12 protein-coding genes are annotated in these 23,347 nt (G+C 43.6%); 2 read left to right on the forward strand and 10 right to left on the reverse strand.

Annotated elements, in window-relative coordinates; genetic code table 11:
* Positions 1 to 249: 249 nt before the first annotated feature.
* A complete protein-coding gene (locus BY457_RS08010) occupies positions 250 to 3,657 on the reverse strand; it encodes a golvesin C-terminal-like domain-containing protein (protein WP_106152809.1) in 3,408 nt (1,135 codons plus the stop codon).
* Between the two features lie 3 nt (positions 3,658 to 3,660).
* Entirely contained in the window at positions 3,661 to 4,536 is an 876-nt protein-coding gene (locus BY457_RS08015; protein WP_106152810.1) for an ABC transporter ATP-binding protein, read from the reverse strand.
* 319 nt (positions 4,537 to 4,855) lie between these two features.
* Between BY457_RS08015 and BY457_RS08020 the strand changes: the two genes are divergently transcribed.
* Positions 4,856 to 7,099 (forward strand): ATP-binding protein, encoded by a 2,244-nt coding sequence (locus BY457_RS08020; protein ID WP_106152811.1) that lies wholly within the window; start codon positions 4,856 to 4,858, stop codon positions 7,097 to 7,099.
* Between the two features lie 5 nt (positions 7,100 to 7,104).
* Positions 7,105 to 7,821 carry a 16S rRNA (uracil(1498)-N(3))-methyltransferase gene (locus tag BY457_RS08025; protein ID WP_106152812.1) on the forward strand — a complete coding sequence of 239 codons (717 nt, stop codon included), beginning with the start codon at positions 7,105 to 7,107 and terminating at the stop codon, positions 7,819 to 7,821.
* Here BY457_RS08025 and BY457_RS08030 read toward each other — a convergent pair.
* The 8 genes from BY457_RS08030 to BY457_RS08070 form a co-directional block, all read right to left on the reverse strand.
* Positions 7,812 to 8,210, reverse strand: coding sequence for an RrF2 family transcriptional regulator (locus tag BY457_RS08030; RefSeq protein WP_106152813.1), 399 nt, complete (start codon positions 8,208 to 8,210; stop codon positions 7,812 to 7,814). The two genes, BY457_RS08025 and BY457_RS08030, sit on opposite strands and share 10 nt — an antisense overlap.
* Positions 8,211 to 8,452: 242 nt before the next feature.
* Positions 8,453 to 10,099, reverse strand: a complete 1,647-nt coding sequence (locus BY457_RS08035; RefSeq protein WP_106152814.1) for a diphosphate--fructose-6-phosphate 1-phosphotransferase — start codon at positions 10,097 to 10,099, stop codon at positions 8,453 to 8,455.
* A gap of 726 nt (positions 10,100 to 10,825) precedes the next feature.
* Positions 10,826 to 11,299 carry an aminoacyl-tRNA deacylase gene (locus tag BY457_RS08040; RefSeq protein WP_106152815.1) on the reverse strand — a complete coding sequence of 158 codons (474 nt, stop codon included), beginning with the start codon at positions 11,297 to 11,299 and terminating at the stop codon, positions 10,826 to 10,828.
* Between the two features lie 123 nt (positions 11,300 to 11,422).
* Positions 11,423 to 14,362 (reverse strand): DNA polymerase III subunit alpha, encoded by a 2,940-nt coding sequence (locus BY457_RS08045; RefSeq protein WP_106152816.1) that lies wholly within the window; start codon positions 14,360 to 14,362, stop codon positions 11,423 to 11,425.
* A gap of 399 nt (positions 14,363 to 14,761) precedes the next feature.
* Entirely contained in the window at positions 14,762 to 15,904 is a 1,143-nt protein-coding gene (dinB, locus tag BY457_RS08055) for a DNA polymerase IV (protein ID WP_106152818.1), read from the reverse strand.
* An 804-nt stretch (positions 15,905 to 16,708) separates the two neighbouring features.
* Positions 16,709 to 17,161 carry an IS200/IS605 family transposase gene (gene tnpA / locus BY457_RS08060; protein ID WP_106152819.1) on the reverse strand — a complete coding sequence of 151 codons (453 nt, stop codon included), beginning with the start codon at positions 17,159 to 17,161 and terminating at the stop codon, positions 16,709 to 16,711.
* A gap of 883 nt (positions 17,162 to 18,044) precedes the next feature.
* Complete coding sequence (locus tag BY457_RS08065) at positions 18,045 to 19,583, reverse strand: SusD/RagB family nutrient-binding outer membrane lipoprotein (RefSeq protein WP_106152820.1); 1,539 nt, start codon at positions 19,581 to 19,583, stop codon at positions 18,045 to 18,047.
* Between the two features lie 19 nt (positions 19,584 to 19,602).
* Complete coding sequence (locus tag BY457_RS08070) at positions 19,603 to 22,770, reverse strand: SusC/RagA family TonB-linked outer membrane protein (RefSeq protein WP_106152821.1); 3,168 nt, start codon at positions 22,768 to 22,770, stop codon at positions 19,603 to 19,605.
* Positions 22,771 to 23,347: the final 577 nt, after the last annotated feature.

Consider the following 23,347-nt stretch of genomic DNA (forward strand, 5'->3'; position numbering starts at 1 on the left):
AAATTGGCCCCTTCCAGGGACCTCCCAGATCTGTCATATTCTCATTATGCCTCAAAATTTAGTTGAGGTACTTACTCGCAATGACGGGACATTTCAGTATTTTGAGGGTTGGTAGAGATTGATCAATATACCTATAACTAAAATCCCCACTACCCACTACTGACTACTGACTACTAACTACTGACTATAAACTAACTCCTATCTTCTGCCTTCTGCCTTCTATCTTCTGTCTCTCCACTACCTCAAAACCTAACCGTCTGTTCTAACCCATTTTACCGCATCAGCCACCACATAGGGAAATTCCGATTCATCAGACAACTCCACCACTGCATCTCCCTCATTAAAAAAGAACCTTCCCAGAGAAACCCAGCCACTGCGCTCACGAACAGGCGGGGTCTCAACTTTTTCCTCACCGTTGGCATGATGAATCAGGTAATGAAAACGACCTCCTGAATTACGGCTCCTCCATCCGGTATTTAAGCCTGTGGGAATATAAACCTGAATCTCATACCGGCCTGCTTCCGGGAGTTCGCATTTCCAGCGTGCCATATCATTGCCATTTCCGGATGTTTTCAGAACTGCAGACCGTAAATAGTCACCATAATAATTCTGAGCCAGGGTATTGGTCCAGACCGCTTGGGGTCGCCAGTAATAAAACATCTCGTATTTATCCGCCTTTTTACGTTCACGTCTAAGCCACAAGTCTTTCAGGGTTTTCACCTCATCGCGACTGTTGATTTCGAAATCAACATCCTCATTATCCACCACGTAGGTCTGCCCCCCATCCTGTTTACCAATTTCAAAATCAACATTTTCCACACCCTCCTTCGGATTTAGATCGAAGAGTTCCTCCCCGATATTCGTAAAAGGAAAAACAAAAACCGGGGGAATATTGCGTGAAACACCGGTAAACACTTTCAATTCACGCGGCTGATTGTCATAAACCAGCTTTATGCGCAACTGCTCTCCTGCTCCTACTACATAGAACTTTTTATCCGTATTATCCTCCTCTTTAAGAGCCTGATACCTCCATTGTGAAAACGAACGGTTGTTGTTCTCGGAAAGATCCAGAAATGCCGTTTCTGTATTCAAAATGCCGTCCACATTCCCGGTATTGCTCACCTCCAGAGAAACGAGAAACTGCTTTTTCCCCTGATTCCGGAAAGTAGATGCTTTTACGTTGCCAAATTGAAAGGCAGCAAGCTCCTCCCCGGTAATCACGGATTGATATTCTTCTTTTAAACGACCGCCTTCTCCGGCCATTTCAAGCCATTGTTCAGGACTCCCTGTTTGGAATCGAAACCTGGAAAATGCAGATTCAAAGACTCCGACAAAATCATCCTGACTGTTTTGCGCAGAAATCTTTGAAAAGAAATGAATCCCTTTCAAATTAAGAATTCCTGCCACCGTATCACCAGCATTCTCGCGTGTCAACCACTCCGAAATGCTCCTCTCTCTCAATGCCAGCAACCCTTTATATTGATCACGTTCAGCCCTCCACCCCTCATTTTTCTCTCTTTTTGCCTGCTGGCGCAGTGCTTCATCCATCATTATCTGAAAAACAGGCCATCCCTCCTCTCTTATTTGGTAGGCATGATAGTAGTAGAGGGGAAATATTTGCAACCGATTCCACTCAGTCATCAATCGTCCATCCGCCTCAGATCCCGAAAACACATTCCACTGCGGATAAAAAAACAGATTTCCGGCCATTGTCATCATCGTCTTGGTCTGTACTTCCTGTTCATCAACCTCCTCTCCCTGTGACTCCGCTTCATCTTTAAAATCATTCAGTGTATTTCCCACATCCAGAAACCAACGTCCTCCTCCATTTTCAGGAATCAAAACCATTTCCGGCTGGATGTGATCAGTCCCGGTGCGCCACGAATGCAGGTAGGTGTAAAAATGTACCGGCACCTCAATCAGCTTCAACCGCTCAAATGGATATTCAAGACCTACACCTCTTTCATATTGACCTTTCAAGTCTCTGATGATCGCGGGAATGGTATCTCCCAACTCCCCGAAAGCCTCTTCAAACAGATCATTGTCGCGATGGATTGACAGTGAATATTCCACTCCGTCCACCAGCAAAGTATCGGTTTTATAATACCCCGCAATCAATGTCAAAGCATTGAGTGGTTTGCCTGATGAATAGCGAACCATTTCACCGGAATCAACCCCTGCCCCCTGCGAAATAACCTCCAGATTGTTACCTGATGAAAAATCAAGTACATAGTTGGTAAAATCGGGCTGTTGACGAAAATTGCGCCAGGCAACCTTTGGATACCATCCCGACTCCTGTGTAAGCAAAACATAATCAGACCGGATGAAAAAATGTTCTTTGCCGCCAATCAGAGGTTCAAAGCGACTCAAAGCCTCTCTCTCTTTTTCAAATTCAGGGTAAATGGCCTCCTTGTCAGGATGACCCGAATAAACTATTTTACAGGTAATTCCGGAAGAATCATCCTCAGATACCAAAGATGTACCTACAGCTATAATCCCATCTGAGAAAGTAAAAGGAACCTGTTGATTGTTCAGTGTAACAGAACTTATCTCAAAGCCGGGATTGAGATGCAGGAACAATGTATCCGAGGCCCTCTTTTCTTTGAGCAACAACCGGGCTTCGTTGATAAGGTCATTTCCGTCGTGATGTACACGCAGATAACAGGAATCAACAGAATAAGCAGGTAAAGCCGGAAGTAATTTCTCTGTACCTCTGATTCTTTCCCTGAGATCCTGTCCGTCAATTCCTTTTGAAACAATGTTGAAAAATAAAAACGCGGCCCCACCTGTTAAGACAACACAAAATAAAAGGAGAGAACCTGAACGGCGTCTGGTACCGGGCAAGCGTGGCAGAAAAAAAGCAGTAAGTAAAATCCCCAATAAGCCTAAAAGGAAATAACCACCACGCTGAAACAATAAATAATCAGGATTGGAAAGCCCGGAAAAGCCGGAATAATAACCCGGAATAAAAAAGCCGATAAAATCCCATATCCCCCAATGCATGTTACCCAGGTAAAAAAGCACCATCCCTCCGAAACCCAAAACTATCACAAAAGCAACCGCCTGATTTCGAACCAGCACCATCAACACAAAAGAAAAGCCCAAAATAAAAACAAGCGATGGCAAAGAAAAGATGAAAGGATAAATAAATATTGCCTGCCATACAAAAACGGCATCCGGTGAGATGAGAGTTACCACTGTTGCAAGCAACGCCACCACCATATTTAAGCCCATAAAAACCATCAGCGCACCCCAGGTTTTTCCCAATACATACTGCAAATTCGACATGGGACGTGTATAAAACACTTCTGTGGTATCCATTTTACGCTCTCTACCCAGAAAATCAGCAGATAAAAAAGCGGCAATTACCACTTGAGCAACCGTGAAAAGGTAAAAATTCATGTAAAACACACCTCCCCACATATACCGGCCACTCCAGGCTTCCGATTCAGCAATGCCCAATACCCCAAAAACATCGAAAAGGACGAGAATAGCCAAAATCAGCAGCGAGAAAATACGAAATAACCAGCTCCTCCATAAAATCAGAGCTTCATATTGCCCTACTTTTGAAATGTAATAAAAGAAGGATGAAAATCGGGTAAGGAGCGATTCTCCGGAGAAAGCAGGATTAGAGTTATTTTTAAGGTCGGAATTCATAGTCTAAGCATTATTCTCCATAAAACAAACATAAGCATGTTCCAGTCCGGGTTCTATATTTTCGGCATTTCGCAACGGTTTCTCCCGGGCAATCAACTCCACCTCATACCCCTCTACAGACGGGATGGTGGTAATAACCGGAAATTGCTCTTTTAAAGATTTCAACTCCTCAAAACCAACAGAAGCTCGCCATACCAAACCTTTCGACTGTGCAATGAAATCATCGGGACTGCCGCCATATTTCACCATGCCATTATCCAATAATGCCATAGAGCGACAAGTACTGGAAATATCAGCCACAATGTGTGTGGAAAGAATGATAATGACTCCCTGCTGACTCAGATTACTCAGAATATTACGAAAACGGATGCGTTCGCCGGGATCAAGTCCTGTAGTGGGTTCATCAACAATCAGAAGACGAGGATTACCTATCAGGGCCTGTGCAATTCCCAAACGCCTCTTCATTCCTCCCGACAGCTTATTGGCAAAACGCTCACGAGCATCTGTCAACCCCACCTGCTCAAGCAGACGATCCACCTCCATACGTCGTTTTTTTTTAGATTTGATGCCTGCAAGGGAAGCGGCATAATCAAGAAATTCGTTGGCCTTTAGTTTTGGAAAAAACCGAAAATCCTGAGGGAGATAACCAATCATCTGTCTGATTTGTCTGCGATGATGTGAAAGCGAATAACCATCTATGGTCACTTCACCGGAGCCCAGTTCCTGAAGTGTCACCAAAATTCGCATAAGCGTTGACTTCCCGGCGCCATTAGGGCCCAGAAGGCCAAACATTCCTTCCCGGATAGTCAGGTTTACGTCTTTCAGGGCCTGATGCCCGTTGTCGTAAATCTTGTTAAGGTTTTTTATTTGTAGTTCCAAAGCTCAGGTTTTCTTATCTTGCTCGTCATTATTCAATAAACGAACCAGAAACAACAAATTAAACAAAATCAAATTATTAAAGCAAACCTACTTGACATAAAAGTGTACGATATCAGGCAAAAGGTGTCCTATACTGAACACATTCACTAATTAGTGCCTGTCCATAAACTAAGCAAATTCTGTTTTTAGAGCTGTTTCTGGTCAGAAAGTGCCAATTGCCAGGCTTGCGAAACTAATTAATCAAATAGATTTTGAGCTTCTTGCAGGCTAATAATAATTTATATACTTTTAGTTCTGGTTCAAACAACACAAATCCGGTATGGTCCCAAAAAGAGCCCTGAAAAATGTCATTCTCACAACACTGCTATGGTTGGCTTCCATGGGAATACCGTCGGCACAAAACAACTTTAAGGACATTGTACTCCTAAATTCCTATCATCCTACTTTCAAATGGACTGCCGACATCACCAGAGGGGTATTACAGGAATTACCTCCTGAAGAAAATTACAGGGTTTTTGTAGAATATATGGATTCCAAAAGGTTTCAAAGTGATGACTACCTGAAAGGGTTGAACAAGCTCTTCTCAAAGAAATACGACTCCATCAATATAGACGGCGTTATCCTCAGTGACAATAATGCACTTGACTTTTTCCTGAAATACGGAAATGAGATCTGGGGTAATGTCCCGGTTTCATTTTGCGGGATCAACAACATACACGAATATAGTCTGGATACATCAAAGTTTAGAGGGGTTGATGAAAAAATAAACATCGACAGCACACTGAGCATTATTCAGGTTCTGCAACCAAATTTGGAAGAATTAATTGTGGTTTCTGACTCCACTCATTCCGGCCAAATCTTCTCCAACCAATTTGCCGGGGCCACCAAAAGACATACTTGGCTGAATTATCGATTCCTTCATGCTGATTCTCCCGAACAACTTAGTTCAGAACTTCAAGCCATTTGCACATCTAATAAAGCAATTTACCTTTTAAGTTTGTATATCAACAGGGACGGATTTCCCCGCGAAATGCTGGAAGAAGCCCCGTTGATTATCGACAACTGCAAAGTGCCGGTTTACAGCAACTGGGATTTTCTGTTCAATAATTTCATCGTGGGAGGAGTGGTCATCAGAGGCATACACCAGGGACGTGAAGCAGCCTCTATTATGAAGGAAACATTAAACGGAACCTACTGCAGACCCTGGTTAACGCACGGACGGGAAATTCTGGCGCTGGATTATCGTCAAACAAACCGCAACGGACTCAACTTTAACAGCCTTACACCTCCGGGTATATTACTTAATAAACCGGAAAATCCTTTCCAAAGATTCAAACAGGAAATTATAATAATTATTTCCGTCCTGGGTTTTCTGGTTATTGTGATTATTGTTCTGCTCCGGGTGCTCAACCAAAAGAAAAAAGCGGAGAAAGAACTGGCCTACAGCGAAAGCCGTCTGGAACTGGCTTTGGATGGAGCCAACGAAGGACTCTGGGATGTGGATTTTATTAATGGAGAAGTCTTTCTCAGTCACCGGTTTGCCCGCTTGTTAAAATACAATAATCCCAACGAAATCGGGTTTAACACCACCAATTACAAGAACTTTTTTCATCCTGATGACCATCAACAGGTTTCTGAAGCTTTTCAAATGCACAAGGGAGGGCTGGCAACCGTTTTCAGGTGCGAAGCACGACTCATCAACAACAGAGATCAATATGTATGGTTCTCCGTTCATGGTAAAATAACCGAAAGAGATCTGAACCGTGAACCTCTTCGCATGGTAGGAACCATCACGGAAATTCAGTCACAAAAAGAGTTTGAAAATCAACTCAGAGATGCCAAAGAAAAAGCTGAAGAGAGTGATCGCCTAAAATCGGCTTTTCTGGCAAACATGTCGCATGAGATTCGCACCCCCATGAATGCAATATTGGGATTTACCGACCTGATATTAAACGATCTGTTAGACAAAAATGAACGATATCAATATTTGAGGGTCATCAAAAACAGTGGCGAAAACCTCCTGAATATCATTAACGACATCATTGATATTTCCAAAATTGAATCAGGACAACTGAAAATCAAGGATGAGAAATTTGATCTTCACATGGTACTTCAAAATATTAAAAATATAGCAGAGAGCTTATTGGTTCAGAAAGATAAAAAGATCAGGTTTTTGCTTTCTCCCGGAAGCAGAAAAGAGGTATTTACCATCGTCACCGACCAGTACCGTCTTCATCAGCTTTTATTGAATTTGGTTACCAACGCCATTAAATTTACTACCCATGGCACCATCGAAGCCGGTTACACCATCCGGGATGAAAAAACCCTCGTTTTCTTTGTGAAAGATACCGGACACGGCATTGCTCCCAAATACAAAAACATTATTTTTGAACGCTTCAGGCAGGTAGATGAAACACCCGTGCGCAAATTCGGCGGAACAGGCCTGGGACTTGCCATCACAAAGAGCCTGATTGCAATGATGAAAGGAGATATTTGGTTTAATTCGGAACCCGGCAAAGGGTCAGAATTCTACTTCTCCCTACCATGCGAATTCAATCAATAAAGCATATGCAGATTTTTTACGAGCCCGAAATACTCACCAATGGTGGTGTGCTAAACGAAGAGGAATCCAAACACTGTATCAAAGTACTCAGGCACAAAGCCGGCGATCAGATTCATGTAATCAACGGCAGGGGAACAAGGGTTTTAGGCACCATCACAGAAGCCTCACCAAAGGCATGCAGTATCAAAATTGACCAAACAGAAACCGCAGAGCCGGATGCTCCGGCTTGTCACATTGCCATAGCGCCCACCAAAAGCATTGATCGTTTTGAGTGGTTTTTGGAAAAATCGACCGAACTGGGTGTTGACAAGGTTACTCCCCTGCTTTGCCATCAGTCGGAACGCAGACAGATAAAACTTCCCCGTCTGGAGCGGGTGATTACAGCAGCCACCAAACAATGTCTCAGGCTTTGGCGGCCTGAAATCGACGAATTAACCAACATTAAAAAATTTCTGGAAGCAGATCATCCCGGGAAATACAAATTCATCGCCCACTGCATGGAAGGTGAACGCAGGGAACTAATATCAGAACTAACAAAAAACAGCGCAAAGGAAGATGTCCTGATTTTGATTGGCCCGGAAGGAGATTTCTCTCCGGAAGAGGTAAACATGGCCGTTAAAAACGGATTTGTACCGGTGGTAATGGGCAAAAACCGATTACGAACAGAGACTGCAGGGATTGCTGCCTGTTTGTCGGTAAAAATGGCTGAATACTATAAATAATCCTGCAGCGTTCGCCCGGCAAGATAATCTCTGATTTCGCCTGATACGCGTAACGACATATCTCCTAAAAGACACTCACCAAAAGGACAAGTGGGACGATCCATCGGGCAGGTCTGCACCGATAAAGGCCCTTCAATGGCTTCGTAGATGTTCAACAACGTTATTTCGGAAGGCAATTGCTTTAACACAAAGCCTCCGGAAGGACCTCTGTTGGACGAAACAAAGCCTGCTTTCGACAAGCGTTGCATAATTTTGGCAACATGATGTTTAGAACTTCCGATAAATTCAGAAATCTTCAAAACATTCAACACCTCATCAGAACGGGCAATTAAAACCATACTGTGCAGTCCTATTGAAGCTGCTTCGGTTAAGGCAACAATATTTGACATCTACATCTAATTATTTAGTGTTTGACAGTTATTGGGTAAGTATGAACCATTGTTCGAACAAAAATAACAATAAAAACGAAAAAACCCGCTTCAGAGCAATTAGCCTGAAAGCGGGTTGAGTGTAATTTATTTCATCAGTATATAATTAAACTAAGTAATTGATCTGATGGAACTCGCATGTAAGAACTTATACATGTTCTCTTATGGCAATCGTTGCCATGCTCGTTTCATTTGCGGCTGTTTTACTTCTCCAGCTGCAATGTTTTGGTCGTCTGATCACAAACTTCAGTGGGTCCGAAGTACTGAATGGGTCCGGGATAAACAAACTCGGTGTTTTCTCCCCATTCTTTACGGCTTTCGGCAAAAGTTTTAAACGGCTTACCATCCAGTTTAACCAGTGCTTTCTGAATCACAGGCTTCATGGCACCGTGACGACGCTCCATATTCATCAACATCGTAACAGGAACACCCCCGGCAATCCACTCATCAGCAGGAGCCGTGAGGTTTCGAACTGAAGCCATGTAACCGGTTTTTCCGTTGGCAATCAATACTGCAGCAGTACGTCCCAGCGAGTAAGTATAATCTGCATCGAAGTTTGACGGTGCAGCACAACGTCCTTCATATCCAAAGAAGTGAGACTGGCCGCTGAATTTTCCATTGAACTTACCTTCTTTCTTAAGCTTTTTAACTCTCGACTTAACCATATCACTGAGTAACTGCTCGGTATCAATCATAGAAACCTGAACGTTTCCGTGAGGGTCACGGTCAAGCAGCAACTGATTGGCAAAGCTGTTGGGCAGTCCGGTAAACACCTTGGATGACTCTGCTGAAAGCTTACCAGCAACAAACTCACGGCGCTCCTTGTTAGAATCCAGTGCATTCACTTCATTCTCGTACTTAGCCAGCATATCGTTCAACTCGGCAATCAAAGCTTTCATGGCAGGAATGAATTCAACCAAACCTTCGGGCACAAGTACCACACCAAAGTTTTCTCCCTTTTCGGCACGTTTCACCACAACCTCAACAATCTGGTCAACAACCTGATCGAGGGTCATATTTTTAGCTTCCACTTCTTCAGAGATAATGGCCACATTCGGCTGAGCCTGCAATGCACACTCCAATGCAATGTGAGAAGCAGAGCGTCCCATCAGTTTGATAAAGTGATAGTATTTCTTTGCAGAATTGGCATCACGCTGAATGTTACCAATCAACTCGCTATATACCTTACAGGCAGTATCGAAACCAAAAGAGGTCTCAATCATATCAGTTTTAAGGTCACCATCAATGGTCTTGGGAACACCAATCACCTGAACACCTGCATTCTTAGCAGCAAAATATTCGGCCAATACAGCGGCATTGGTATTGGAATCATCTCCACCAATAATCACCAGTGCTTTAATGTCAAGCTTTTTACAGTTTTCCAACGTCTGATCAAACTGCGACTCTTCTTCCAGTTTGGTACGTCCCGATCCAATGATATCAAAACCACCGGTATTGCGGTACTCATCAATGATATCAGAAGTTAGTTCTTTATATTCATTATCAGTTAACCCGCTGGGGCCTCCCAGGAAACCAAACAGTTTACTATCGCTGTTGAGGGTTTTCAAACCATCAAAAAGACCGGAAATTACGTTATGTCCACCGGGTGCCTGACCACCTGAAAGAATTACCCCAACATTCATCGCAGGAAAGTTCTTCTTCTCATCTGAAGCTTCAAATGACAAAATAGGCATTCCATAGGTATTGGGGAACATTTTTTCTATCTCGCCCTGATCGGCAACCGATTGGGTCTTGTCTCCTTCTACTACTTTCACACTGCCTTTTAATGCAGCCGGAACCTTGGGAGCATATTTTTCCCTGGCAATCTGAAGTGGGCTTTTAATCTTCATCGAATTTGATTTATAAGATTTTTAAACAAATATTCTTCAAAAGTAACAAATTGAAACTATAAAGCGCATTAATATTTAATACTTTATAACTTCTCTCCTTTCGGACTGCAAATTTGTCAATTTTTTTTCAGATTAGAAAAAACGGGAGGGAAAATTCCATGAATTAGTGCCTGTCTATAACAATAGATCGTTAGATTTTAGAAGTTAGAGATTAGATAAAATCGTAAGATGTTGACATTCTGTATTTTATCAAAAACACTCATTTAAACTTAAAGATTTAATTTCCAGAGCTTTGAAAAAGTTTAACGGACTATTGTATAAACTATAGACAAATTTTATTTCTGGTTATGTGTTTGTCAAGAAAGTGCCAATTGCAAGGCTTGCGACCGCGTGCCGCCTAAAGCTTTAGCGCCGTGCCGTCGGCAAGCCTTTGGCGACCGATGGGTGGGGCAAGCCGCCAAAAACAGAGTTTACTAATCGTAAATGAGTATTTTGGCGGCAAGCATAACAGCCTGCCCCGATCCTTCGGGGACGCAAGTGGTACTTTATAGACAGATTCTGTTAGAGTTTTTCTATAAACTAAGCAAAGTTTGTTTTTAGTCATGTGTCTGTTCAGAAAGTGCCAATTGCAAGGCTTGCGAAGCCGCCAAAAACGGAGTTTACTAATCGTAAATGAGTATTTTGGCGGCAAGCGTAACGACGCAAGTGGTACTTTATGAACAGACACTAATTATGTATAATCGGATGATAGGTTATATCCAGCACAACAGGATTTACGAGCCGCTGATAATTTTTGTAAGAGATCTGGATCAGCTCCGAGTGATTGCAGGCATTGAATGAAATGAATGGATCCTGTGTAAGTTCTGTGGATACAAACACATCCATATTGTAAAGATTCCCAAAGGGCGGCATTGCCCCTACTTCACAATCCGGAAAGTTGTCTTTGAATTCAGGCTCTGTGGCCAGTCTTACCTCTTTGGCTCCGGAAGCCTCCTTTAATGCTCTGGTATCCAGAGATCCGGATGCGGGAATAACAGCCATACACAGTCGTCCGTCTATTTTTATCATAACGGTTTTGGCTATCTCCTTTCCTGAAATATGAGCATAGGCAGCTGTTTTTTGAGCAGTATAGGCGCGTGAGTGAATGATTCGCCGGTATTCGACCTGCTCTCTTTTCAAATATTCTTCCAAATGTGTCATTGTTGGTCCTCCTTGTTGGTTTTGTTTAACTGAAGTTACAAAGGAATGAATGAGATGGCAAGACATTATTGGCTCGTAGGTCTTAGCTCTTAGCTCGTAGGTCAAGACCTCAATTCTCATCCCTCACCTCCCTCCCCTTGGATCGGGCTGCAAGGGCAATGGGGCCATCTTGGCCACCTCTATGGAAGGCTGTCCAAACTCACTGACAATTTTCCCCAAAATAAGGTAAATACCATGCCCCTTAAATGGCCATCGCTTCAGTGTTTGAGGGAAATGAACCGTATCAAAGAACTCTCCGGCGGCATCAATAAATGTGGCAAAATGCATTATTTGTCTGTTCACGGTTCGTACGTATTTGATGGTAACCAACTGGCCAACCATACGCACCTGCTTACCCACATGCTGTTCCAGATCCCCGGCTTTGAATTCGCCCCGGAATGAAGTCTGAAGCAGATCGAAAAGGGAACAACTGACAGGAAAACCCAGTAATTCAATCTCATCATAAGCATCTTCGATGTGTTTCTGCTCAAATTCCGGCAGCCGGTAATCGGGTGTCGCCGCATGAAAAAGTCGCTCTCCCTTTGTTTGCTTCCGTTCGCCGGCAAGCAACAAATGAGCTTCCCACAGCAATTCCGGCTTTGTTTTTCCGGTAAACCGCAACGCTCCCAGGCGTATCAAAAGAATCAATTGTTCCTTTGTTGTACCCGTTCGCCGGATAAAATCACCCAAATCATGATAATTGCCTTTTCTGTTATGTTCTTCAACAATCCGGCGGGCTGTTTTCTGCTCCAGGTCCCGCACATGAACAAATCCCATAAAAATATCCTTCCCGGTAATGGCTGTAGCATATTGCCCCCGGTTGACACAGGGAAGATGAAGGACTCCGCCCCACCTGCGTGCCTCATTCACATACAACCAGGTATCGTAAAACCCGCCAAAATTATTGATCACAGCTACCATAAACTCCAACGGGTAACGGGCTTTCAGATAGAGACTCTGAAAACTCTCCACTGCATACGATGCAGAGTGTGCCTTGGAAAAGGAATACCCTGCAAATGATTCAATCTGACGCCACACTTCAGCCGTCAGCGATTCGGGATATCCACGCTGCTTGCAATTCTCAAAAAACTTATCCACAATGGCCTGAAATGCAGATCTGGAACGATACTTTCCGCTCATGGCACGACGCAGCACATCGGCATCTGCCAGATCCAGTCCGGCAAAATGGTGACACACTTTAATGACATCTTCCTGATAGACCATCACGCCGTAAGTCTCTCCCAACTGCTCTTTCATCACCGGATGGGCATATTCAAAGTCATGGGGCTGATGGAAACGCCGGATGTATTCCCGCATCATCCCCGATCGGGCCACCCCCGGCCGGATAATCGAACTGGCCGCCACCAGCGTCAGATAATCATCGCACCGGAGTTTTTTCAGCAAGCCACGCATGGCAGGACTCTCGATGTAGAAACATCCGGTAGTCTCCCCACTGCGCAAAAGTTCTTTTACCTGTTCGTCCTGCTTAAACTCCTCCACACGGTGCATATCAATTTTCTCACCTCTGTTTTCATGTACAATATCGATGCACTCACGAATGTGCCCAATTCCCCGTTGCGACAAAATATCAAACTTCTCGAACCCGATATCCTCAGCGGTGTACATATCCCATTGAGTGGCCGGAAATCCCTTGGGTGGCAGATCCAGTGCGGTATAATCTGTTATAGGTCGATCAGAAATCAAAATACCACCGGCATGAATGGAACGCACATTGGGAAAATCGGCCATCTGCCGGCCCATCTGCAAAATCCGCTGTTCGGGAGAGCCGGATACGAAACCGGCAGGCTGCACCACCAACCGGTCAATCTCCTCTTTGGGCAGTCCGTAAACTTTGCCAAGCTCACGAATGGCAGCTCTGGACTGAAATGTAGAAATAGCCCCCAGCAGCGCCGTATGTTTTTGACCATAACGCTTAAAAATATAGTTCTGCACCTCTTCACGCTCACGCCAGGAATAATCGATATCAAAATCGGGAGGTGATGAGCGTTTAGGATTCAGAAAACGCTCAAAATAGAGGTTCAGCTCGATGGGATCCACATCCGTGATTTTCAAGCAATAAGCCACTACACTATTGGCTCCACTCCCCCGTCCCACGTGATAAAACCCCCGTGCCAGCGAATAGCGGATTATGTCCCAGGTAATCAAAAAATAAGCCGAAAATCCCAGTTTGTTGATGATCTCCAGCTCCTTCTCCACTCGTTGCCGGGCTTCCGAATGAGCCAACCCGTATCGTTCTTTCAAACCATCCAGCGCCAACTGCCGCAACAGATGCTCGTCATCGCGGCGACTACCGGTATAAGTACGCTTGTTCTTTATTCCGGAAAAATCAAAATCAAAGGACAAGTTCCCCTTCAACTGCTCAGTGGTTTTGATGATTTCGGGATAATCCTGAAAAGCATCCATCAGTTTACCCTCCGGTACCATCCAGTCGTAGGCCGATGCCACATCGTCAGGGGTGATGCGGTCGAGCAGCGTATTGCGGTCGATGGCCCGCAGATGCCGGTGCAATTCCAGCCCCTTGCGATCGGCAAAAGTAACGGGCTGCCAGACAATCAAACGATCCTGATGATATCGCCATTTGGAGGTAAGCAACTGTCGCTGCTGAAAATGGCGGATTCCGACATATTCATGCTCCCGAAGTTGCGATGGCTCCCGCTCTCCCCAGGGCCACACCACCACCGCATGCTCAAACACAGGCGGCTCCGCCGGCAATGGCAGGTGCTGCAACCGGGAGTGACTCAGAAAACGATTCAACTCCCCAAAACCGTCAAAATCCAGGGCAATACCTGTGTACAACCATCGGTTATCGTTGCGAAACTCTATGCCTGCCAGAGCCGAGACCCCCTGTTCCCGGCAGGCTTTCACAAACTCAAACATCCCGGAGGTGTTGTTGATATCGGTAAAAACAAGCGTATCAATACCCTTAGCGGCAGCCTGTGCTGCCAGCTCTTCGGGCGAAAGTGTCCCGAACCTGAGACTATAGTATGATTTTGCAGTTATCAATTATCGTGTTTCTTGTTGAGATTTTCTTGTTCCTCCTTCTTTTCCGAACGAGAAAACTTAAACTACCTTATACATAAAACAATATAGCAGGGAATACGGAAACAGGCTGAAAGCCTGAGAGCAACAGCCCTGGGCAACGCCCTGGGGTTGCAATTCCCCTCCCAACCCCGCGGTTTATTGGTCGCGTCGCGACCAATAAACCGCGGGTAGAGAGGTATTAAAATTTTCCTGGGGCGTTGCCCCAGGCTATTGCTTAAAGACCTTCGGCCTTTTAAAAACACAACAATATTATTGCTGCCAAACTATCGCCCCGCCAGGGCTGACCCACCATGAAAAGGAAAAATAGAACTATAAAAAGTCAGCCTCAGCTCTTTGCTCCATTCACCTCGCTCCATGCCCCTACACCGCTCTTCCCACAGCGCCTGCCCCATACCTGTGTCGCACATAATCCAGCGCCCGGTACAACTGCACCTGACGGGGTGTATCCTCAAACAGATCAAGTTGAGGGGCCCCACTCACCAGGTGTGAGAGCTTCACTCCTATAAGGCGTATCATCACACGGCGCGTATAGAGACGCGTCAACAACTCCTTGGCAATGGGAATAAGCAAATGGTCGAAGGATGTGTAAGGAACTGTTTTTTGAAGCGTGCGGGTATCAAAATCGCTATACTTAATCTTGACTGTGATACACCCGGTCAATTTCTCCCCGGCGCGCAACTGATAGGCCAGCTTTTCAGTCATTTTAACCACCAGCCCCATCAACATCTTCATATCTCCGGTATCCTGCTCAAAGGTGCGCTCACTGCTAATGGATTTCCTCTCCGTGTAAGGCTCCACCGGTGAAAGATCTATGCCATTGGCCCGTCGCCAGAGTTCCAGCCCGTTCTTCCCCATAGCATGATGCAGCATCTCGGGAGGCATGCGTCCCAGCGTTTCAATACGCTCAATGCCCATCGATCGGAGTAACTTGTAGGTGGCAGGCCCGATCATCGGTATTTTACTGATGGATAGTGGCCACAAAAAGGGTTTTACCTCTTCAAAAAGCACCTGTTTCTCCCCGTTCGGCTTGGCCTCACCTGTGGCAATTTTCGAGACGGTTTTGTTTACCGACAATCCGAAAGAAATGGGTAAGCCCGTCTCCCGGATGATCTTGTTGCGCAATTCATGACTCCATTTCAGACAGCCGTAAAAACGATCCATCCCCGTAAGGTCGAGGTAGTGCTCATCAATAGATGCTTTCTCGTACAGGGGTGCCGACTCATCAATGATCTGTGTCACCATACGTGAGTAACGGCTGTATTCATCCATGTCGCCACGCACATAAAAGGCATGGGGACAAAGACGACGGGCCAGCTTCATGGGCATGGCGGAATGCACTCCAAACTGCCGGGCCTCATAACTACAGGCTGCCACCACTCCCCGGTCGCTCATCCCCCCCACAATTACCGGCACCCCGTTAAGACGACTGTTCATCAACCGCTCCACCGATACAAAAAATGAGTCCAGGTCAAAATGTACAACATGCCGATTATCAGTCTTCATTGATTCTTTTTGATTATTTATTAATCTTTTAGTCGATTACAATTTAAGCATCAAAAGGAAGATATGAAAGGAAAAAGAGGGATTTATTAAGTGAACAGAGAGAAAGAATGAGGCTGGAGGCTGGAGGTTAGAGGTTGGAGGCTGGCAGTTAGAGAAGGGAGGCCATTTCAGGAATGTTCGTTGGCCCCCTCCGGGGACCCGGATTGCTCACGTTCAGGCTACCCCGGGATGCCCCCGGGGTTACTCATATTTGCCCCCTCCGGGGACGTAATCCATAACTAAGACAAACTCTTTAAAAGAAGTGAAAAACATATGGTATAATGGTGTCTATTTGTTGCATTGTAAATCTCACGTCCCTGAAAGGGGCAAATTTGAATCGAAGATCGACGATAGTCAATAACCCCGGGCCAGGAAGGCAAAGCCGGAATGAGCCCGGGGTTAATCGACCGACACCACATGGTCTCTGAAAGAGGCCAACAATAACTAAAACAGCGAACAATCCCGATTAAAACACCTCTCCTCATGTCCCTGAAAGGGGCAAATTTGAATCGAAGATCGACGATAGTCAATAACCCCGGGCCAGGAAGGCAAAGCCGAAATGAGCCCGGGTTAATCGACCGACACCACACGGTCTCTGAAAGAGGCCAACAATAACTGAAAGAAAGAGAACAATCCCGGTAAAAACACCTCTCCTCACGTCCCTGAAAGGGGCAAATTTGAATAACCCCGGGCCATGAAGGCAAAGCCGGAATGAGCCCGGGGCTTGAGCAATGGCATTACACGGTCCCCGAAGGGGGCCAACTACTAATCATTCAGAAAATACCGATAATCAATATCTACCCCACTTTCAATAAGAAGTCGCTCATACTCCGCCCTGAAGGTCTCCTTTTTATGATGAGACTGCTGATTTTTAATATATTCTATTATGCCATCCTTATCTTGATATCCACAGGTAAGTGCGCAGTATCCAACTCCCCAGCCGTTAAAAAGTGGAAAGCCCCCCTGGTCCTTAATCCAACTGGAAGAAGCTGTTTTTATATCTCGAACAAAATCGGCAAGAGCAATGGAGAGATGTAAATCTGTCAACAAATGAATATGATCTTCAACACCATTGATCCGGTATAAATGAGATTGTTTCTCTTTCACAATTCCCCATATATATCCGAATAGTGAAGAACGGCCATCTTCAAATAATACCCGCTGACTATTCTTGGTGCGAAAAACAAGATGATAATAGATTTGACGATAACTGGACATAGGAATAAGATTAAGTTAATTTCTAAGGTTATCTTAAAGATAGTAATTTCTAATGACTTAATTTGTTGGCCCCCTCCGGGGACCCGGGTTCTTGTAGTCATGCACACCCCGGGATTCCCCCGGGGTTACTCATATTGGCCCCCTCCGGGGACGTAATCCATAACTAAGGCAAACCCTTTAAACAAAGTGAAAACAAACTTTGTAAAAAAGCATCCATCTGTTGTATTGTAAACCTCACGTCCCTGAAAGGGACAAACATGAATCGAAGATCGACGATAGTCAATAACCCCGGGCCATAAAGGCATCGCCGGAATGAGCCCGGGGTTTATCGACCGACACCACACGGTCTCTGAAAGAGGCCAACAATAACCGGAAGAAAGAGAACAATCCCGGGAAAAACACAACAACCAAATCTCTTTCTGTCACCCCTCCGGGGCTTCATCTTTTATATTGTTACATTCTCTACCATACTGTCGCCCCGCTGGGGCTGGAGCAAATACATCGATAATTGCGGATGTTTTCAGGAGGAATCTCCTTACCAAAGAAAATAAACAGCTCACATCATTTTTTCCTGACTGAATGTTACAGCCCCGGATGGGGCGGCAGTTTGGCAGATAGATTGTTCAAGTTAAACGAAATAAGCCCCGGATGGGGCGACACGTACAAAACATTTTTCCCCTGATACAAGTTTGATTGACCGAATCAAAAACATTTTTCCTCAATATTAGCCTCAGCCTCAGGGCTCAACCTCTTCCATCCTCTACCGCCCCGGCCAGAAAGAAAATCCCGGAAGCCTCCCACACAAAAAAAGGGACAGCGCCCGAAAGCACTGCCCCTCACAAAAACTATTACGGGAAATAATAGCCAGATTAAAAATCTTTGCTTATTCCATCCACCACATGGGCGTATCCATAGCATCGCCTCCCATATTAAATATAGCTTCATCCAAGTTAAATGAGTTTACACTCGCCTCATTTAAAAGGTAACTCACTCTGGCGGGTAAGTCAGTACTCAAATCAACAATCGGATCAAAAGTAAATTCCTGTTCAAGAGTTTCAAGTTGATCCTCATCATTATAGAACTGAGTAGTCACAGTATAAGTCTCATTTGGTTTTATCAACGTTGTTGGATATCCGGTGCGACGAAGATCGGTCCATGCTTCATAAGGTTGCATATATAAGGCAATGTATTTCTGTGTCATCACATTTTCTTCGGAAGCCGGAGGAAGATTATCCAGATAAGACTGTATATCAGTCCCGTCAACTCCCCACTTTCTCATAGAAGCTTCAACTCCCTGTTCATACCAGGTTTGATCCCACCCGTTAAGTTCACTCATGATAAAGCATACTTCTGAATACTCCATATATACTTCTCCATAAGTAGATGAAAGAACTTTATCACCAGGAAGAGATTCATGAACATAGGTTCTGACAGGACCGTTTCCACTTGCCAAAGGTACACCATAATAAAACCCATCTCCATTGGGAGCAACATAGATTGGCAAACGAGGATCTTCCATACCAAACGGACCACGATTACCTTTTAATAGTTCCACGAAAGAATAAGAAGGTGCAAAGTCGGTTCGATTTTCAACATAGAAAGCCCGATACATCGGGGCCCCATTCAATGCAGAATTTTCAAAGTTAATTACAGCATTATCCCCGTTTGACTCAAAAACACCGGCATCAAGAGCCCCGGTAATGTGCTCATTAGCCAGAGTCGGGTTAGCACTCTTTATCCGGTTAGCAATTCTTAGTCTAAGAGAATTGGCAAATTTTTTCCATTGAACAGCATCGCCGCTAAAAAGATTATCTCCGCCAATCATATTTGCATTTTCAATAATCATTGCCTGAGCCTCGTCCAACTCTTTCAGTAAATCGGCATAAATATCAGCCTGACGGGCATAAGAAGGAGAAAGTACATCAGCATCACCTTGCAATGCCGTGAAATCACCATTTCCGGCACCATAAGAATAATAAGGAATATCCCCCCAAACATTAGTTGCAAGCTGAAAAATATATGCAAGCATTATTCTTGAAGCGGCAATTTGATTGTCGTTAGGTGCGTCAAGCGCAGCATCAACTTTAAGTTCAGGATCGGTATTTATATCAATAATCGATTTTAGATCACGTGCATTACCATAAATATCATCCCATCCGGCTTTATTTACAGTTTCACGATACTGAAAACGATCTTCTTCGGTATAGTTAACCTGATTCCAGTATTGCACCCAGAGGAGTGCCATACGTCCCGAGAACCATTCATCACGGGTATCATTCATAAGCTGCTTCTGAACGCGGCTCATCAATCCGGCAGTAGGAGGCACTTCCGGTTCATTGGGGTTCTCAATGTAATCAACTTCACAAGCCGAAAACAAAAAAGCTCCCAATACTAAGAATGTTATATATTTTGAAATTCTCATAATTTACTTCTTTTAATGTTTAAAATGTAATTTGAACATTCATCCCATAAGAACGGGTTGCGGGAATCAAGCCGCCTTCCATTCCCTGAATATTACCGGATCCTCCTACTGTTGATTCCGGATCAACACCTTCCTGATCCAGTCCCCAGACAAAAAGGTTTTGTCCGTAGAAAGAAACCCTTGCTTTTTCAACAAAATCAGCAAATTTCGGCAAAGTATAGCCAAATGTCACCTCCCTTAACTTCACATAAGAGGCATCAAAAAAGCTTGTGGCACTAGGCGTTCCCATACCATGGTAATGATAAGCACCATAATCTTCGGCAGCAATTGTTATATCATTAGGTTCTCCTGAAGGCAATACACCGGGCACAACAATTCCATCTTCACGTATTGTATTTCCACCAGATGTAGGTTGTGCAGTAGCTTCCAACATACCTGAATACATCCCCCACATATGAGAAAGCGAGTAGTAAGTTCCTCCCTGCTGAATATCCAACAATACACTAACATCAAAATTTTTATATTTAAAAGCATTCCGGATTCCCAAATTGTAATCAGGCAAAGCAGAACCAATCTTCTTCAAAGCTGATCTCTGATAAAATCCGGTATCAGGATCAACAATTTTATTTCCACTGTCATCATACACATAGTCATAGCCCCACAACATCTGATAAGGATCACCAACTGAAGCATTCAGGTAAGCTCCTCCAAAGGGGGCAGCAGCAATCTGAAGTTTATCAAGACCGGCAGGAAGTTCAACAACTTCATTGTCATTTTTAGAATAATTGACACTTATATCCCATTGGAAATCGGAAATTTTCACGGGTGTACCATAAACTAAAACTTCAACCCCCTTATTCTCAATTTCTCCGGCATTAATAACCTTTGAAGTAAAACCGGTGGATCCACTTATCTCAATTGGTACAATCTGATCCGTAGTATTTCTCTTATACCAGCTAAAATCAAATCCGACTCTGTTTGCAAGGAAAGCTCCCTCCAATCCAAACTCTATCTCTGACGTAGATTCAGGTTTCAGATCAGGATAATTGAGGCGTCTGTTATTAGAAAATTGCCGGGTATTATTAAAGGCATCACCAACAAGATAGGTTTGGATTACACGATAAGGATCGGTACCATTACCTGTACGTGAGATATTAAACCTTACTTTGGCAAAGTTCATCCAATTAACGTCAATAACCTCTGAAGGAATAAAACTAAATGAAGCAGCAGGATAAAAATAACTATTATCTCCATTTGGCAAAGTAGAATCAAAATCTTTTCGGGCAGTAATATCAACATATGCTAAATTTCTATACCCTACACTTGCCATAGCAAACCAGCTGTTAACTTCACGTTCTTCCTTATATGTCTCAACAATCGGCATGTTATTGGAGTTATTTACATTCCACAAACCACCAACTGCCAATCCTCCATCGGTCTCGGAAGTAACCCTGTTATATTCAGAAACTCGTCTATTAGCTCCCAGCGTCCCCATTAAATTCAAGTCGCCAAAATTGTCATTGAAACTAATCTTTCCTTCATAATTGGTTTCAACAAACTGGCGGGTACTGGATTCATAAGCCGACAAAGCCTGTGATCCCGGAGCCACACGCTCCCTGGTATTAAAGGTATAAGTATCCAGATAGACATTTCCTTCAGCACTTAAATAATCAGTGATATTAATTTTCAGCCCAGCGGTTCCATAAATCCGTTTTCTGTCATCATCTGAATAGTTTTCATTAACAGTCCAGTAAGGGTTGTCTGAATACAAAGGATTTGGATTATTTACCGAAATTCTATTCCAGGTTCTTTGAGTGCCATCAGGATTTTTATAATTACTGAGTTTATCCATATCCAGCTGACGCTGTCCCCATTGAAAGAACTTCTGAAAAACTGAATTATCATGATACCCGAAAATAGGCCGGCCTTTTGTATAGGTATCAACATAATTAACGGTTGACTTCACTTCCAAAACTTCATCAAAGAAACTTGATGAACCATTGATGTTAAATGTGTGCTTATCCTGGCTGGAATTAGGGATGGTACCTGTCTTATTAACATTGCTATACCCGACCCGCAAAGCAGAATTTTCACTGGAAGTACTTACAGAAACAGAATTTTGATAAGCAACTCCTGTTTCAAAGAAATCTTCCACATCATTTTCAGGAGCTTTCCATTCTCCCGTTTGCGGGGTTGATGTAATCCCCTGTTCGTAGTCAGATATACCCCACCAATGCAAAACCTGTTGCCCTTCATATCTGGGGCCCCAGCTTTCATCGGTATCATACGACACCGTTTGATATTCTACTCCGTTGATAGTGGTAGAACCAAAACCACCATATCCTCCACCATATTCTCTTTGCAAAGGAGGCAAAACTGAAATTTCCTCAAATGTAACACCCGAATTAACTTCCACACTAAAGTCTTTCCTTCCTCTGGTACCTGACTTTGTGGTTATCATTATCACACCATTCTGTCCACGGCTACCATACAGAGCAGAAGCAGCACTACCTTTAAGTATATTCACACTTTCAATATCATAACTATTCAGGTCATTGACCATTGATCCATAATCAATTCCACCACCTCCTGATTGAGTGCTGGTAGTATTAAAGTTTTGATTATCCAACGGCACACCATCAACCACATAAAGCGGCTGATTGTTCCCTGTCAGCGAACTTGCTCCACGAATCAAAACATTTTGTGAACCGGCAAAATTAGATCCTGAAATCTGAACACCTGCCACCTTACCTGCAAGGGCAGAGATCGGACTTGAATTATTTGCAGCAGTCAACTCCTCTGCATTTACGTTCTGAGCCGCATACCCCAAAGATTTCTTCTCTCTTGAAATCCCCAATGCAGTTACCACCACTTCATCCATGGCAATGGCCTCATCAACCATTGCTAGATCAACGGTGGTTTGTCCGCTGAGAGCAATTTCCTGAGTCTGCATACCAATAAAGGAAAAGACCAAAGTTTCTGAACCTTCAGGTACATTCAAAGAATAAGCACCATCAATATTGGTAACTGTACCAATAGTAGTGCCTTTAACGAATACGGAAACACCCGGAACAGGCTCCCCGGTTTCACTTCCCGTAACAGTTCCACTTATGGTTTGGGCTTGTGCCAGAACAGACCCCAGCCCAATTACCATGAGGAACGAAAGTGCTAAAAGTACTTTCTTCATAGATTAATAGGTTTAAAATTAAAAATATAGGACAATGAAATCAAATTACAATTTCTGAAAACAAATGTCAATTTTCATCAACAATAATGTCAACAATAAAGTCTCTAAAGCTCTTGACAAAACAATAAGTCGTGGTTATTGTTTGTTACAAAATTAGGCTTTTTTTCAACAACTCAAAATATTAAAAGTATTTTTTACAGCAAAAAACAATTTATAAAGCCTAAATTCCTCCAAATAATTACCTTTTTGCTGAACCACCCCTTCATTTTTTCACTCCATCAATCTGTTTAATACAAATAATTGATCGCCACCCCCTGTTTTTATATGTTTCGTTTAATTTTTTCATTAAGCCTTTATTTCAATTACTTACAAAATTTTTTGGTTTCATTTTATTACCCCTGAAAATGAAATAAAGAAAAGCAACAATCCTCTCAAAACCTCAAAACACCTAACAAAAGTTAAATATCCTATAAAGAGTAATAGCAGAAGAAATCAGCAGATAGGTGTAAGCTCATCTAAAATAATAGAAGGAAAGAAAATCTCTAAGATTAAAACCCGGGAAGGAATGATCAATAGA

Source organism: Marinilabilia salmonicolor, assembly GCF_003003035.1.
Lineage (GTDB): Bacteria > Bacteroidota > Bacteroidia > Bacteroidales > Marinilabiliaceae > Marinilabilia > Marinilabilia salmonicolor_A.